This is a genomic window from Chitinophaga sp. 10T418, assembly GCF_056394125.1.
The window spans coordinates 178,230-194,428 of record NZ_JBFTHG010000002.1; the positions used below are offsets into that span (position 1 = coordinate 178,230).

Annotated in this window: 12 protein-coding genes; 8 read left to right on the top strand and 4 right to left on the bottom strand. The window is 47.6% G+C overall.

Annotated features, from left to right (window positions below):
* The first annotated feature begins 84 nt into the window (after nt 1-84).
* The 7 genes from AC1DCV_RS05125 to AC1DCV_RS05155 all read left to right on the top strand — a co-directional run bounded on the left by AC1DCV_RS05125 (nt 85) and on the right by AC1DCV_RS05155 (nt 12,385).
* The gene (locus AC1DCV_RS05125) at nt 85-1,398 is read left to right on the top strand and encodes an SWIM zinc finger family protein (RefSeq protein ID WP_477022167.1); all 1,314 of its coding nucleotides are present in this window, start codon (nt 85-87) and stop codon (nt 1,396-1,398) included.
* Complete coding sequence (locus AC1DCV_RS05130; RefSeq protein ID WP_477022168.1) at nt 1,398-2,861, top strand: DUF5691 domain-containing protein; 1,464 nt, start codon at nt 1,398-1,400, stop codon at nt 2,859-2,861. The genes AC1DCV_RS05125 and AC1DCV_RS05130 overlap by 1 nt, the downstream gene beginning before the upstream one ends.
* A gap of 65 nt (nt 2,862-2,926) precedes the next feature.
* Nucleotides 2,927-4,006 carry an ATP-binding protein gene (locus AC1DCV_RS05135; protein WP_441575884.1) on the top strand — a complete coding sequence of 360 codons (1,080 nt, stop codon included), beginning with the start codon at nt 2,927-2,929 and terminating at the stop codon, nt 4,004-4,006.
* A gap of 265 nt (nt 4,007-4,271) precedes the next feature.
* Complete coding sequence (locus AC1DCV_RS05140; protein WP_477022169.1) at nt 4,272-6,650, top strand: DUF5682 family protein; 2,379 nt, start codon at nt 4,272-4,274, stop codon at nt 6,648-6,650.
* Entirely contained in the window at nt 6,640-7,779 is a 1,140-nt protein-coding gene (locus AC1DCV_RS05145; RefSeq protein WP_477022170.1) for a VWA domain-containing protein, read from the top strand. The genes AC1DCV_RS05140 and AC1DCV_RS05145 overlap by 11 nt, the downstream gene beginning before the upstream one ends.
* 19 nt (nt 7,780-7,798) lie before the next feature.
* Nucleotides 7,799-10,723 carry a DUF4132 domain-containing protein gene (locus tag AC1DCV_RS05150; protein WP_477022171.1) on the top strand — a complete coding sequence of 975 codons (2,925 nt, stop codon included), beginning with the start codon at nt 7,799-7,801 and terminating at the stop codon, nt 10,721-10,723.
* A 69-nt stretch (nt 10,724-10,792) separates the two neighbouring features.
* A complete protein-coding gene (locus tag AC1DCV_RS05155; protein WP_477022172.1) occupies nt 10,793-12,385 on the top strand; it encodes a beta-N-acetylhexosaminidase in 1,593 nt (530 codons plus the stop codon).
* Nucleotides 12,386-12,498: 113 nt separating this feature from the next.
* On the opposite strand, the gene AC1DCV_RS05160 is transcribed toward AC1DCV_RS05155, so the two are convergent.
* Nucleotides 12,499-13,128, bottom strand: a complete 630-nt coding sequence (locus AC1DCV_RS05160; RefSeq protein WP_477022173.1) for a hypothetical protein — start codon at nt 13,126-13,128, stop codon at nt 12,499-12,501.
* A gap of 72 nt (nt 13,129-13,200) precedes the next feature.
* Nucleotides 13,201-13,380 (bottom strand): hypothetical protein, encoded by a 180-nt coding sequence (locus tag AC1DCV_RS05165; RefSeq protein ID WP_441575878.1) that lies wholly within the window; start codon nt 13,378-13,380, stop codon nt 13,201-13,203.
* Nucleotides 13,381-13,653: 273 nt separating this feature from the next.
* Between AC1DCV_RS05165 and AC1DCV_RS05170 the strand changes: the two genes are divergently transcribed.
* On the top strand, nt 13,654-13,884 hold the full coding sequence (locus AC1DCV_RS05170; protein ID WP_477022174.1) for a hypothetical protein: 231 nt from the start codon (nt 13,654-13,656) through the stop codon (nt 13,882-13,884).
* A 55-nt stretch (nt 13,885-13,939) separates the two neighbouring features.
* On the opposite strand, the gene AC1DCV_RS05175 is transcribed toward AC1DCV_RS05170, so the two are convergent.
* Together AC1DCV_RS05175 and AC1DCV_RS05180 are read right to left on the bottom strand one after the other, a co-directional pair.
* Nucleotides 13,940-14,803, bottom strand: coding sequence for a pirin family protein (locus tag AC1DCV_RS05175; protein ID WP_477022175.1), 864 nt, complete (start codon nt 14,801-14,803; stop codon nt 13,940-13,942).
* 9 nt (nt 14,804-14,812) lie between these two features.
* A complete protein-coding gene (locus AC1DCV_RS05180; protein ID WP_441575875.1) occupies nt 14,813-16,105 on the bottom strand; it encodes a hemolysin family protein in 1,293 nt (430 codons plus the stop codon).
* Nucleotides 16,106-16,199 lie beyond the last annotated feature (94 nt).

The window sequence follows — 16,199 nt, forward strand, 5'->3', positions numbered from 1 at the left end:
ACCAAATACACTGCGTAGTGTTATTTGATATTTGGTTTTTTATTTTATGGAATTATTTACTTTGTGCCTTAAATCGTTAATCCATTGAACCTATCCGACGAACAAGTGCTTGCTATGGCGCCTGATGACTCTTCCCGTAAATCCGGGAAAGACCTGGCCAACCCGGCCAAATGGGTCAGCAAAGGCGTTGGCGATAATGCGTTATGGGGAGAATGCCAGGGTAGCGGCAGCAAACCATACCAGACACAAATAGATACCGGTAACATGGCATTCAAATGTAGTTGCCCTAGCCGTAAGTTTCCCTGCAAACATGGATTGGGACTGTTACTGCAATATTCCAGGCAGCCCGACTCCTTTGCGGAACAAACACCTCCTGCATGGGTCAGCGAATGGTTAGCCAAACGTGCCGAAAGAGAAGAAAAGAAAACAGTAGCCGCCAGCGCAACTGACAAACAGGTAGACACCACCGCCCAGGCCAAAAGACAACAGGCCAGGCAGCAGAAAGTCAGCGATGGTACTGCGGAACTACTGCGCTGGATAAAAGACCTGGTACGCAATGGCATCATGGACCTGCCTGAAAAAGATCCCTCCTTCTTTGAAAATATGATTCGCCGTATGGTAGATGCCCAGGCCCCCGGCCTGGCTGCCATGATGCGCGAACTCGCCGATATCAGCTACTTCCATGAAGGGTGGCAAACCATTTTCATGAACCAGCTGATACGCATTTACCTGGTGATTCAGGGCTATCAGCACCTCGACCAGCTACCGGAACCATTACAGCAGGATATTCGCAGTCTGATTGGTTTTGCACAAGCTCAGGAAGAACTGAAAGAACAAACCGGTGTTACAGACACCTGGCGGGTACTGGGCAAACAAACCACAGAAGAAGACCGTCTTGTAGTAGAACGGTATTGGCTATACGGCATCCGTACACAACGCCGTGCATTGATACTGCAGTTTTTTGTACGCGGCCAGAGCACTATCGCCAATCCTATTACCCCCGGCACCACCATCCCGGCAGAACTGGTATACTACCCTTCTGCCGCACCACTCCGGGCCATTATTAAACAACAAATGACAGTTCCCCCGGATCATACCTTCAGTGGTTTTGCCGGATGGGAAGAAGTGGTATCTGCCCAAACTGATATCTGCGCCGTACTGCCGGTGTATAACGACCAGGTATATACGATTGCGGGTCTCACCCCGGTATGGCACCAGGAACAATGGTGGCTGCAGGATAGCCGGCAGCAATTGATGCCGGTAAAAAAAGGATTCCCGCATATCTGGAAACTACTGGCGCTTAGCGGAGGTACCCCGCTGCATATGGCCGTTACCGGCCGGGAAATGCAGTATGAACCAATCGGGGTATGGCATGAACATGAATACAAAATATTATAATGGAGCGCTGGAATAATATCATCAATACCGCCCTGCTGGGAACCGCCAAAAAGCAAGCCGACAGCCAGGGCTTGAATGGTCCGCTGCAGGCGGCAGCAGAGCAAATCCTCGGCAACGCATCGGCTGATAAAGAAGAACAGTTCCTGCAACTGGCGTCCGTTGTCTATAATTACCGGCAAAGTGGTACCCAACCGGTGACTGCTGCCATTCAACCCATAGCGGTATGTGCTGCTGAAACCAAATCCTATTGTCCGCCTGCAGCTATCCGCGTATTGCAACCCGTACTGGAAACAGACAGCATACAACTGCTGCAACTATGGCTGGAATACTGCACCAAAGCTAACCTGTTGCTGCCTCCTGCGCAGTTACCCGTGATGCTGGATAAAGCATGGCGCAATAAATCACTCCGGGTACTCACCGCTGCTGCCGGTGGTTATCGCGCCGAATGGCTGGGGCAATTTAACCCCGACTGGAACTTTTCCCGGGTGGCAGAAACACTGGAAGAAAGATGGGAAAATGGCGCTACCGCGCAACGGGTAGAAGCACTGAAAGAATTACGTGCAACGGATCCCGTTATGGCCCGCACCTGGCTGGAGCAAACCTGGTCCAAAGAAAGCGCCACTGTAAAAACTGAGTTACTGACAGTGCTGGAACAGCCACCACATGAAACAGACATTGAATGGCTGGAATCTTTGCTAAGCGAAAAAAGCAAGCAGGTAAAAGAAACCGTCATCCGCCTGCTGAAAAAACTTCCTGGTTCTTCCCTGCATGAGCAATACTGGCAGGTATTAGCCGGAGCAATACAGCTCCAGGATGATGGCCATATAGTGATAGCCCTGCCGGACTTAAAAGACGACCGTATTTTTCAGAGTGGTATCGAAAAACTCAGCAATAATAAAAAGGTATCAGACGAAACACATATCCTCTATCAGTTAATCAGCCTGGTAGATCCTTCCCGCTGGGAAACCCATTTCGGGCGGTCTACCGCAGAAGTAATGAGGCTGTTCGGGCAATATGAAACACTGCAACCCTTCGTACCGGCGCTGGTGCAAGCCATTACCTGGTTTGAGGATCGGCAACGGGCCATTACGTTTATGCAGTACAGTGAAACATTCTATATTGATATCATTCCGATGCTGCCAACAGATCAACAACAGCAGTTCAGCGAGAAATTCTTTGATGAACACCCGGAAACGATCATCAAATATGCCAGCAACAACCCGGAGGAATGGAGTGTGCCTTTATGTACCAGGATAATGCGGTATGCGGCCACACAACCTTATACCTATAACCAGCTGTTCATGAATAATGTGATCCGTCAGATACCCGTAGCCATCACTGCTACGCTCGATGATATTGTGCCAACAGAATCTTATCATGTAGGCTACTGGAATAATATAAAAGTTCACCTGGGCCGGCTCTTACAGGCTAAAAGCCAGCTACCCGGGAGTTTCAACAAATAATATTAACAGCTGAAACCCCTTACCAATAACTAAAGGCCAACAGCTAAAAGCTAAATCAACATCCCATGTCAGACATTTTACGTTATCATGCCGAACAGCTTTTTGCAGAAGAGCTGGAAGAACTGAAAAAGCAGGACTCCGAAAAGCGCCCGCATAACTGGTTGTTATCTCCCCAGTCTGTAGTCACCTACCTGATAGGCGGCAAACTGAAAAATGGTTTTGAAGTAACTCCTAAATATATTGGCAGCAGACGCCTGATGGAAATTGCCGTGGCTACCCTGGCTACAGATCGCGCGCTGTTGTTATATGGTTTGCCCGGTACCGCCAAAAGCTGGGTGAGTGAACACCTGGCAGCCGGCATCAGCGGTGATTCCACCATGATCATACAGGGTACCGCCGGTACCAGTGAAGAAAGTATCCGCTACGGCTGGAACTATGCCCGCCTCCTCGCAGAAGGACCGTCTAAAAATGCATTGGTGGAAACGCCGGTGATGCGGGCCATGCAGGATGGTAAAGTAGTCAGAATAGAAGAGTTGACCCGTATAGGCGCTGATGTGCAGGATACCCTGATTACCATTCTGTCTGAAAAAACACTACCTATCCCGGAACTGAATACAGAAGTACAGGCTACTAAAGGATTCAATGTGATTGCCACGGCCAACAACCGTGACAAAGGGGTGAACGAATTATCCAGTGCATTAAAACGTAGGTTCAATACCGTTATACTGCCGGTACCTGATTCTATGGAAGAAGAAATTGATATCGTGAGAAGACGGGTGGAAAGCTTCGAAAAAGTGATGGAACTCCCGGCAGAAAAACCTGCGCTGGAAGAAATCCGTCGTATCGTTACCATCTTCCGCGAACTGCGCAATGGTGTGACACTGGATGGTAAAACAAAACTAAAATCTCCCGGCAGCACGTTGAGTACGGCAGAAGCTATTTCCGTGGTTAACAATGGGTTAGCCCTGGCTGCCTATTTTGGTGATGGAAGACTGAATGCAGCAGATCTGGCCGCCGGTATTATCGGTGCAGTGGTGAAAGATCCGGTGCAGGATAAACTGGTATGGCAGGAATACCTGGAAACGGTGGTGAAAACCCGGGAAGACTGGAAAGACGTATACCGGGCCTGCAGGGATTTAGTTTAGGGTAAAGTTGGTCCCTGGAAGGGTTGGAAATTGTATCCATCATGAGTGGATGATGACAAAATAAATAGCCATTGACGAATGATGGAGATAGAAATGAAGATGATGCAGACAGATCACTCGCTGCAGCATAAATTAGTCGTTTCTATTTATTGTTTATTACCAATCAACCATTTCATATAAACTGATAATCAGCAATTTGTAATTTTGTGATTTCTAGAGATACCAACCTCAGAAAACAAGTTTATTTTACGATTAAGCGCTACATATGTCTGTACATATTTTAGGTATCCGGCACCACGGACCTGGTTCTGCCAGGAATGTAAAAGCTTTTCTGGAAGAGCTGCAACCGGATATTGTGCTGATAGAAGGACCACCGGAAGCAGATGCTTTACTGCAATGGGCAGGCCATGAGGATTTGCAGCCTCCGGTAGCCATCCTTGCCTATCAGCCGGATAGTCCGCAGAAAGCCTGCTTCTATCCGTTCGCGGCCTTTTCGCCGGAGTGGCAAGCCATGTTATATGCAAAGCAACATCGCATACATGCCCGCTTCATGGATCTTCCATTGGCACATGTATTCGGAATTGAAAATGAGGCGGCGGCAAAAGCAGCAGAGGAGGCAGCAGGAGAAGGACCGGGTGAAATTCCTGACGGAGATATAACGGATACTCCCCTTATTACATTAAATAATGTATCCCTCCGCACTACTTCCCGCTACCATAACAATGCGCGCAATAACAACGAAGAAGTTCTTACAGAAGCACCCGAAACTTCGTTTATCCCTCAGCGTGATCCTATTTCACACCTGGCTGCGGCCGCCGGTTATGATGACGGAGAAAGATGGTGGGAACATATGTTTGAATACCGCCTGGAACAGGCATCTGTGTTTGAAGCGGTAAACGATGCTATGCAGGCCCTTCGGGAAGAATTACCCCGGAGAGAAGATTACCGGGAACAACTCCGGGAAGCATGGATGCGTAAGTGTATCCGTTTGGCAGAAAAGGAAATGTTCCAGCGGATTGCTGTGATATGTGGCGCCTGGCATGCGCCGGCACTGCAAAACATGCCCAGGCAAAAAGAAGACAACGACCTCCTGAAAGGCTTGCCTAAAGCAAAAGTGGAATGCACCTGGATTCCATGGACGTATAGCCGTTTAAGTTACGAGAGCGGTTACGGCGCCGGCATTCCCTCACCGGGATGGTATGAACATATCTGGGAACACCCCACCGATGATGGCACCCGCTGGATGGCGCTGGTAGCAAAACTTTTCAGGGAACAACAACAGGATACCTCCGTAGCACATGTGATGGAAGCGGTACGGTTAGCCAACTCCCTGGCATCCCTCCGGCATTATTCCCGCCCCGGACTGGAAGAGCTGAATGAAGCCACCCTCAGTGTATTGTGTAACGGGGAGAGTATCCTCATGCAGCTCATACGGGATGAGCTCATTGTACGCAACCGCATCGGGAAAGTGCCTGTAGAGGTGCCTACTCCTCCACTGCAAACAGATATTGCCAAATGGCAGAAGAAACTAAGGTTACCACAGACAGCAGATTTCAAAGACTATGTACTGGATTTGCGCAAGGACACCGACCTGGAAAGAAGTATTTTCCTGCACCGGTTGCAGTTACTGGAGATCTATTGGGGCAAACGTGCCGAGATAGCAGGTAAAGGTACTTTTAAGGAGCAATGGCGACTGCAATGGGACCCTGCTTTTTCAATAGACATCATTGAAAAAGGCGCCTGGGGAAATACGGTAGCGGAAGCTACCACCCGCTATGTGACCCATAGCGCCGAAAATACCAGCACCCTGCAGCAGGTATGTAAAATGCTGGAATCAGCTATACCGGCGGAACTGCCGGCCATTGTGGAAGTGCTGATTCATCGCATCAACAACCTGGCGGCAGCTTCGGGAGATGTATTGCAGCTGATGGAAGTCATTCCATCCCTTGTAAATATCAGCCGGTATGGCAACGTACGGAAAACGGATGCTGCCCTGGTAAATGATATCACCGAAAGCATGATTGGCCGTATCTGTATCAGTTTACCAGCTGCCTGTACTTCCGTGGCGGAAGACGCGGCACTGGCACTACTGGATCTTTTCTACGCCATGAATGATGCCATCAGCCTGTTGCAGGACAAAGATCTTGACAGCTCCTGGCAGCAAACCTTACTGGCGATATCCCGTAATGAGCAGTCTGCCCCCATGATAGCCGGATATTCCACGCGTTTGTTGTTCGATGCCAAAGTGATCACGGGAGAAGCGCTCAGCAAGGCCTTTAGTGTATCCATGTCCATCGCCAACCCGCCATCGCTGGCAGCCGCCTGGCTGGAAGGCTTCCTGAGAGGCAGCGGCACCTTGCTGCTGCTGGATGAGGAGCTATGGGGAATGGTACATAACTGGGTTTCTCAGCTGGAAAATGATATTTTCATACAGGTATTGCCGTTATTACGCCGCACCTTTTCTAACTTTACCGGCCCGGAACGAAAAAAACTGGGCGACAAAGTGAAGAACGGTGGCAGCGGCACCAGCATAAAAGCCGCTACCATAGGAGGCATCGACAATGATCGCGGTGCCAGGGGTATTCCGGTAGTGATGCAAATGCTGGGATTGAATGACTCAAAATTGTTAGCAGATGGAGCATGAAGAACAGGTTCGCAGGTGGCGGCTCGTGCTGGGTGGAGCCCAGAATGATGGTACCGCCTTTTCGTTGAATAAAACGGACCTGCAGGTAGACAAAACACTGGAAGCGTTGTACGACAACACCCGGCAGGGTGGCTTAGGCCCCTCCTCACCCAATGTGAGCCGGTGGCTGGGCGACATCCGCAGTTACTTCCCTTCCTCCGTGGTACAGGTGATGCAACAGGATGCACTGAAGCGCCTCAACCTCACCCAAATGCTCTTTGAAAAAGAGATGCTGGAAAATGTGGAGGCCGATGTACACCTGGTGGCTACCCTGATGACATTGAGCCGGGTCATTCCGGAAAAAACCAAAGACACAGCCCGGCAGGTAGTCAGAAAGGTAGTGGACGATCTGCTGAAAAAGTTGTCGCAGCCTACCCAACAGGCCATCAGTGGCAGCTTAAACCGCAGCATGCGCAACAGGCGTCCCCGCCATAACGAAGTAAACTGGCACCTGACCATCCAGAAAAACCTGCAACACTATCAACCTGCCTATAAAACTATTATCCCGGAAACACTGATTGGGTACGGCCGTAAAAGGTCAGCACTCAAAGAAGTAGTGTTATGCCTGGACCAGAGCGGCTCTATGGGCACTTCTGTGGTATATTCCGGTATCTTCGGAGCGGTCATGGCATCTATCCCTGCCTTAAAAACACAAATGGTTGTTTTTGACACAGCCGTTGCCGATCTTACGGAAGAATTACAGGACCCGGTAGAACTGTTATTTGGCGTCCAGCTGGGCGGTGGCACTGATATTAATGCCGCACTGAAATATTGCGGACAAATCATCAGCAGGCCCACCGACACCGTACTGGTACTGATCACAGACCTTTTTGAAGGAGGCGATGAAAAAAACATGCGTAAGCGCTTTACCGACCTGGCAGCAGCAGGTGTGCAGGTAATCGTATTACTGGCATTGAACGATGATGGCGCACCAAGCTACGATCACGAAAATGCGCAGTTTCTCGCCAACCTGGGAATACCCGTATTCGCCTGTTCACCGGATAAATTCCCGGATATGATGGCCATGGCATTGAGCAAACAGGATGTTGCACAATGGGCCGCAAAAGAAGATATTGTGCTGAAAAAATAAATGAATCTATTTATACCTTATGCCGTACAAAAAGGAAGACATACTACCTCTGCTTGAAAGACTGAACTTGACTATCTATGAAAACAATGAACCTATACGGACCGGGGTAGATTTCCTTACAGGGCAAACACTTCAACCACCCGTATTTAACTCAGACGAAGACGCCACCACACTCGGATTATTTATTCAATTACTTCAGGTACCGGAACATTGGAACGACAATGACCGCCTGGTATTACAACTCATCGCAGCACCTAACACCTGGAAGGTCTGCAAACATGTTTTTTTGACGAGGATCGTTCCTATGATGGACATGCCAGGCACCTCCTCTTCTATTGTACTACGATTCAGCTATTTCACCAGCTTCCTGCAACAAAGAGGCTGCACACCGGAAGAAATAGGATCACAACTGATCAGCTATTCCAGTGATGGCAACAACTTCGACCTGGCACCATTGAAATTTACGCCCCTGCGCAAATTTTTACAGGACCTGATCAAAAGCGCAGAACGACATGTGATCGATGACTACCTCGTTACATGGAAACAAAAAAACTGGAATTCCCTGTTCTACCGTCTCCTTTCCAAAGCACATCCGGAACGTGAAATGGACTACCTGGAAAACATCCTGCTGCAAACCGGCAATCTGCCCGACCAGCACGAACTATCCAAAGTATTACTGCAAAACAATCTGCAGAAATATGAATCATTAATCGAAAAAGCTACTGACAAAGCCTACTTACTACCGGATTATGCCGCCGCCCTGCAAGGCTATCATCTGCTGGCTCATCATCTCCCGGAAAAATATCATCACAGGCTGGTAAAAACATCCTATGATTACCTGGATCTGCCAAAGACAGGCATGGACGATCGCGCATTAACCGGATCACTGGTAACAGGCCAATGGATACCTGACATCATCCCATCGGGCATATTGGCGGTTCGCGCCTTATTACAGCATGACCGTCAAAACCTGCTCCACTACCTGGATAGTTACCTTTCTGAAAAACGCTACCTGCACCCGGATACTTTCCATCTGCTGGTAGATGAACTCAAAGAAGGCGCCGTATCCTTATTAATGAGTGCACTGGAGAATGACTACGATGCAAAAGTGGTATTGCCGGCACTGACCCGCTTACCTGGCTCCCTTTACATAGATCAGTTATGGCCGTTTACCCTCCACAAGCTGAAATCTGTTCGTACGCTCGTTGCCGTTGTTCTGGCGGAGCATCCGCTGGCACTTGAAAAGGCTGCAGAACTATTATTAAGTTCAAAAGCAGATCAACGTCTTACCGGCGTGCAGATCCTATGCAGACTCAATAATCCGCATGCACTGACATTGCTGCAACAAATATTACAGAAAGAAGTAAACGATGATGCACGGGATCTGATGCTGGAAACGCTGGGCGACCATACTATTACCGGTGAAGATGACATGGCCATTGTAACACAGTTAGTAGCTTATGCAAAGAAAAGAGGCAAGCTTTCCAAACCAGCCGAAAAATGGCTGGACGACAGCGCGCTGCCTCCACTCTACCTGTTGAATGGCGACATGCTCTCCACTGATATGGTGCGTTTCCTGATGTACCGGATGGGGCGTGTGACCGAAATTCGCGCTGACGTAGAAGCAAAACCGCTCCTGCGTTTAATCGACCGCTCCAGCAGCGGGGCTTTTGCAGCACACCTGTTCCAGGTTTATATGGATCAGGGAGGCGATGCAAAATTCAAATACCTGATGACGTTAGCCGCCCTGGTAGGCGATGATGTGCTGGCAACAAACCTGCGTAGCGCCATTCAATACTGGATAGACACCAAACGCCTTAAGATGGCCGAACATGGTGTAGCCGCCCTGGCGATTCAGGGTAGCGCCCCTGCTTTGCGAGAGGTGGAATTCCTGTCGCGCAGATATCGTATCCGCAAATCAAATGTAGGTGCAGCCGCATTGGCAGCCCTGCAAAATACGGCTACAGAAATGGGCCTCACTATTCATGAACTTGGCGACCGGATCATACCTGATTTCGGCTTCAATGGCCGGTTTAAATATTTTGAGGTAAAGCAGGATGTCTATCGTGCATTTTTAGATAGCAACTTCAAACCTGCTTATCTCAACGACAACAACCGTCACTTAAAAGCCATACCAGCAGCCACTTCCAGTGAAGTAAGGGAATCATTCAAGGCACTCACCAAAGAAGTCGCGGAAATTGTGAAGTCGCAATCCCCCCGCATGGAACACTTCCTCGTAATTCAAAGAAAGTGGAGTACTGCACAATGGCAACAACTCTTTCTACAGCATCCCATCATGTTTGTATACGCTACCCGCATGGCATGGGGCCTCTTTGATGAGCAGGAACAACTGATTACCACATTCTATTGCCGGGAAGATGGTACCCAGCTGACATTAGTAGATACTACCATTACGCTCCCGGAAAATGCTTCAATACGGATACTCCATCCAGTTTACCTGGATGCGTCTACCCTGCAGCAATGGAAGCAGAAATTTTCAACATTGCAGATTATGCCGGTCTTTCCTCAATTGGAAAGACCGGTGGCTGCGCTCCCTCCTCAGCAGGCTTATACCACGCTGGTACACGACTTCGAGGATATTTCCATGGAAAGCGATATCCTGAACAGATATATGGAACAAAAAGGATGGAAGCTCAGCGAAGGCAGCGATGGTAAATACGTATATGCGTATCACAAAACAGATGATGAGCATCAGCTGGAAGTGATTGTGGAAATGAGCAGTATTTATAAAGAAGACAGCTTCCGCTATAAATTAGGGAAGCTCTACTTTATTGATAAAACAAAAACGCAGCAGCGCTGGTTCCGCAGTACCGACAAAGAAGCCGTAGATTGCCTGTTACCGCTGAAAAATGTGCCACCGGTATTTTATTCTGAGGCCATCACTGATATTTCGGTTTCCAGGGAACAAATAGCATTAGCGTAGCTTTTTTAAAATCACGGGATTTTATTTGTATTTTCTCGCCTTAAACAAGTGAACAATTAAAATCTGCGTATGTCAAAACTAAGCAACACTCTGGCCAGTGCCATCATGTTACTGCTATCAGTAAGTGCCATGCAGCTGCAAGCCATCAATATTATTCCGCAGCCATCGGAAGTAAAAACATTATCCGGCACCTTCACTTTATCCGGCGCCACTGCCATCATTCCAGGCAAGAGCGCCGGCGAGGCCAACCAACTGCAACAGGCGTTGCAGGAAACATATGGACTCTCCCTCTCACTCAAACCTGCCGCTAAAAGTGATTTTATCCGTTTAACCTTAAACGAAAAACTGAAGCAGGAGTTAGGTACAGAAGGTTATCAGCTGCTCGTAAACCCCGGCAGCATCACCATTACCGCCGCCACCAACAATGGCATTTTTTATGGTATCCAATCCCTGCGTCAGTTGATTACAGCTAACGGAAATACCTATACGATAGATGCCGTTTCCGTAAAAGATAAACCGCGCTTTCCCTGGAGAGCATTCATGCTGGATGAAGGCCGCTACTTCAAAGGCAGTGAAACGGTAAAGCATTTACTGGACGAAATGGCGCTCCTGAAAATGAACGTTTTTCACTGGCACCTGACCGATGACCAGGGCTGGCGTATTGAAATAAAAAAATATCCGTTACTGACTACTGTGGGTGGAAAACGTGATTCTACCCAAATCGGTACCTGGAACAGCAAAAATTTTGATGGGAAAGTACATGAAGGCTTCTATACTCAGGAGCAAATCAAAGCCATTATCAAATATGCGTCGGACAGACACATCACTATTGTGCCGGAAATAGAAATGCCGGGGCATTCCAGCGCCGCTATCGCCGCTTATCCGTGGTTAGGCACCAAGGAGACACCTATTAAGGTTCCTGGCACATTTGGGGTGCATTATGATGTTTTTAATGTAACGAGCCCAAAAGTAACCGGCTTCCTGCAGGATGTACTGGATGAAGTAAGCGCACTGTTCCCGTCCAAAGTGATACATATTGGCGGTGACGAGGTGAAATATGACCAATGGAAAGCGGATGCCGGCGTACAATCCTATATGGCCGCGCATAAGCTGGCCTCTCCTGCCGACCTGCAGATTTTCTTCACCAATAATATTTCAGTATACCTGTCTAAAAAAGGCCGCCGCATGGCTGGCTGGAATGAAATTATGGGCAGCAAGCTGCATGAATTTACAGATAGCAAAGATGCCTCTGCTACAGAAAAACTGGCGCCAGGCACCATTGTTCAGTTCTGGAAAGGAGAGTTAAAACTGATCACAGAGGCCGTTTCCAAAGGATATGATGTGGTGAATTCTTACCACGCTTCTACCTACCTGGATTATGACTACAACGAAATATCGCTGGAAAAAGCCTATAGCTTTGATCCGATTCCTGCCGGGCTGGATCCTAAATATTATTCAAAAATATTGGGTACCGGGTGTCAGATGTGGGGGGAATGGATACCAGATGTAAAAACGATGAACCGCCAGGTATTTCCAAGACTGGCGGCCTACGCCGAAGACGGCTGGACGGTACCTGCTAATAAAAACTTTACCCAGTTTCAGCAGGCATTACAATTTTTCTATGCACGTTGGGATAAGGAAGGAATAGCTTACAAGAAATAAGCAGAAGACGTAAAGCAAAAAGCCCTTGAAGCGAATGATCAGAGCAAAGATTTAAGTCTCTGCGCTGATCATTCGCTTCAAGGGCTTTTTGCTTTATGCTTTCTGCCTTCTGCTTACTTTGCGGGCAACAACTTCAACGTATCTTTTTCTTTCCTGAGATCGTATAAAATGATGCCTTTTATGTTGGCGGTCAGTACGTCAGGACCTCCTTCCCGGAAGGCAGGGAAAGTACGCACGAGGTTTTTTCCCTTAATATAAAAAGTATCATGTCCGCGGTAAGCCAGTTGCTGCATGGTATCAATGGAATTGGTATTAATACGGGAAACGGGCCTTCTCAGGTCGAATGCATAGATCTTTCTATATTTGCCGGTACCTTCAGACAGCATAGCGAAATAGATTTCCGGCTGGCCGTTTCCATCAAGGTCCGCTATCATTACATCTTTCAATTGTCCCTTTACATCCTTCTCCGTAATACTATCTGCCACCGTTGTATCTTTTTTACTGCCAATGGCCAGAACCAGGTCCCGCATATAGCCATTGCCACGGGTAATAACGCTGATATGATAGTCGCCGTAGGTAGTATCGCGCTGCATGGTTATAGGCTCGCCTGTATCCGGTGACTTTGGCGGGGCATTGGCGGAATCATGCGCTGCCTGCTCTTGCTTGTTCTGCATGGGGCTGTTGCAGGCCAGGAAAATAGAAGCTGCCAGGAAACCAGCCAGGATCATTTTATCATTCCTCATATTTATTACTATTTTGATCGTGCGGGAGTAATGTAAAAATCTTCCCGGGAAGTGCCCCCGGGAAGATTTTCGTTAATGTTTTTTGTGCTTATGTTCTTTTGTGTCTTTGCTGTTATGGGTAATATCTTTACCCTTGAAATCCTGTTCTTCATTTTTCCGGCTGTCGAGGTTGTCCCTGATTTCAGGTTTAGGCATGTTGGAGAAATGTTGCTGTTTACTCTGCCGGGTATTTTCACTTCTGGTACCTTTCATAAGAAACTATTTTGGTGAACAATATCCAATGCGCCACAAAAGCAGTGCCTCACTCCTTTCCCCATTCGGAGCGCCGGGCACGGACGGGAATGTTACCCCCTTTCCACTGATTGTCGGACAATGTCCACAATAAAATGGCGTTCCCCAAACGGTGACAGCCTTAAAAAAGAGAGACAACTGAAGAATGCTCAGGTGATTATAACAAATTGGACACTGCAGATAAATTGGAGCATGATATCTGCATTTATAGCCTTGGACATAAATCTTAACTATATGAAAAACCTTCCAGCCACTATTGGTCTAATGGCCATACTCACCGTGTTTATTTTCTTTAAGGGAGATCCGGATCGTGCTGCGCAGGCTGCTCCGGTAAAAAATAACAACATTGAGATTTTCCAGCAGGATACATTTCCACCAAAACCGCTGGATACTACAATGAGACATCATAAAAAAGATAAGAAGAAAACAGATACTACCTGGAGACCGCGAAAAGATACAGTGTAGGGTGGTGAATGATTATGGGGAGAAGTACCATCACTTCTCCCTATAAATTGTATAATTATTTTTCGAGTGTACCGAATAAACCATTTTTATAATCTTCMATTGCCTGATMAATTTCTTCAGAAGTATTCATCACGAAATTATCTTTTGCGGCTACAGGTTCATTGATGGGTTCTGCGGAAAGATACAACAGGCGGGTACTTTCCAGGGCTTCTATATGAACATCTGACTGTTCATCTTCCTTATCAAAAACTACCAGGTGATATCCACTCACCTCCGTACCATTCACTCTTAAGCTGCCGTCAATTACATACAGCAAAGTCCAGTACCCACGTGTAGCCGTCAGCGTTACTTCCTTACCAGCTTCCACATTGCCCCATATTGCAGTAATAGGCGTAAAATTTTTTAACGGACCTTTTTTATTTTCATAGTCACCGCTGATGAGTGTCAGATGTATACCTTCTTTCTCCGCTACCGGCGGCATTTCTGTACCTTTTATATATTGGTACCAGGGTGCTTCACCTTTATGGGCAGCGGGTACATTAAACCATAACTGTAGTAGTTCGTAGTTGCCTCCTTTTTCGAGAAATTCGGTGGAGGGGCCTTCGCTGTGAAGGATACCGCTGCCAGCAAACATCCATTGTACATCGCCACCGGTCACTGTCATGGCATTACCGGCATTATCGCGGTGATAGCCTTGCCCCTGCAACATAAAGGTAACCGGCGCAAAACCGCGGTGGGGATGCGGATGGAGCCTGTCTTCCGGAGATCCGGGGGCAAAATACTTTGCAGGCATATGATGCACTACAATAAAGGGATTGGCAAAGCGGAACTGCATAGTGGGCAGTGATTGCCGCACTACCTCTGTATCGGTAATGTGCTTTTCACGTCCTTCCAGGACGTGGAGGATTTTCTTCTCCATAAAAATATTTTATCGGATCAGTTTGAGTCTTGCTTTCTCAACAGAACTACGGAACATTTTCAGGATCAGCACTTCATAATTTTCAATCATGATCACCTCACCTTCGCGGGGGATATTTCCGTGTATATAATTAATTAAACCGGAAAGTGTTTCATAATGTTCACTCTCTGGCAGCGGATAAGGTAATAATTCATTGATATCTGCCAGGTATTCATGTGCGTCTACAATGAAGTTATCATCTTTCTGTTCTACGATAGGCGCTTCATGGTCATGTTCATCCTGTATATCTCCTACCAGTTCTTCCAGGATATCTTCCATGGTAACAATACCTTCGGTATCTCCGAATTCATTGGTCACCACAGCCATTTGCAGCCGTTGGCCCTGGAAAGTACGCAGCAGATCTTTTATTTTCATGCTATCTGGTACATAAAATACTGGCTTCATGATATCCTTCAGGTTCTGCAGCGTTTTTTCGTGCACACCTTTCACCACGTCTTTTGTATATACCACGCCTTTCAGTTCATCGAGGGAACCGCTGTATACAGGATACCTGGAATAGCCATCTTTGATCACCTGGTCGATGAGTTGATCCAGGGGCAGGTTAATGTCGAGCGCAGAAATATCTTTGCGATGGGTGAGGATTTCCTTTACGCGGCTGTCGTCAAATTCAAATACGTTCTGGATCAGTTCCCGTTCTGTTTCTTCGATGGCGCCGCCTTCCTGGCTTTCGGAAATGATCAGTTTCAGTTCTTCTTCAGAGTGAATTTCTGATTCACCGGCAGGCTTGATGCCGATCATCCGGAGAATGCTGTTGGCTAAGCCATTGAGCATCCAGATAAACGGGCGGAAGATGACGAACAGGGCGCGCAGCGGGATGGCTACGGCCAATGTGGTAGGCAACGGTTTACGGATGGCCATCGATTTGGGCGCCAGCTCCCCGAAAACGATGTGTAATATGGTAATAATGGTAAATGCAATTGTAACAGATATCCAGTGTACGGCAGCGGCAGAAATGGCGGTGATTCCCAGCTTTTCCATTGCCTGCAGCACGATGGCTGTCATCACGGATTCTCCAACCCAACCCAGACCAAGGGATGCCAGGGTAATACCCAACTGAGTAGCGGCCAGGTAACCGTCCAGGTTACTTAACACGCTTTTAGCGGCTGCAGTAGCCCTTTTACTGGCTACACCACCTTTACTGTTGATTTGAGAAGAACGTACTTTAACAATGGCAAATTCTGCCGCAACAAAGAATCCGTTTAATAGCACTAATATAATTGTCCAGAAAAGTTGCCAAAGCATGTAGTTCGTAGATTGGTTCGCAACCCCAAATATAGGTAAATCAATTTTTATACGTTGGAGTATTTTGGGAATTACGAATTATGAATTACGAATT

Coding starts and splice junctions, on each gene's coding strand:
- AC1DCV_RS05130 (WP_477022168.1), top strand. CDS start 1,398: ATGGAGCGCTGGAATAATATCATCAATACCGCCCTGCTGGGAACCGCC.
- AC1DCV_RS05135 (WP_441575884.1), top strand. CDS start 2,927: ATGTCAGACATTTTACGTTATCATGCCGAACAGCTTTTTGCAGAAGAG.
- AC1DCV_RS05140 (WP_477022169.1), top strand. CDS start 4,272: ATGTCTGTACATATTTTAGGTATCCGGCACCACGGACCTGGTTCTGCC.
- AC1DCV_RS05145 (WP_477022170.1), top strand. CDS start 6,640: ATGGAGCATGAAGAACAGGTTCGCAGGTGGCGGCTCGTGCTGGGTGGA.
- AC1DCV_RS05150 (WP_477022171.1), top strand. CDS start 7,799: ATGCCGTACAAAAAGGAAGACATACTACCTCTGCTTGAAAGACTGAAC.
- AC1DCV_RS05155 (WP_477022172.1), top strand. CDS start 10,793: ATGTCAAAACTAAGCAACACTCTGGCCAGTGCCATCATGTTACTGCTA.
- AC1DCV_RS05160 (WP_477022173.1), bottom strand. CDS start 13,128: ATGAGGAATGATAAAATGATCCTGGCTGGTTTCCTGGCAGCTTCTATT.
- AC1DCV_RS05165 (WP_441575878.1), bottom strand. CDS start 13,380: ATGAAAGGTACCAGAAGTGAAAATACCCGGCAGAGTAAACAGCAACAT.
- AC1DCV_RS05170 (WP_477022174.1), top strand. CDS start 13,654: ATGAAAAACCTTCCAGCCACTATTGGTCTAATGGCCATACTCACCGTG.
- AC1DCV_RS05180 (WP_441575875.1), bottom strand. CDS start 16,105: ATGCTTTGGCAACTTTTCTGGACAATTATATTAGTGCTATTAAACGGA.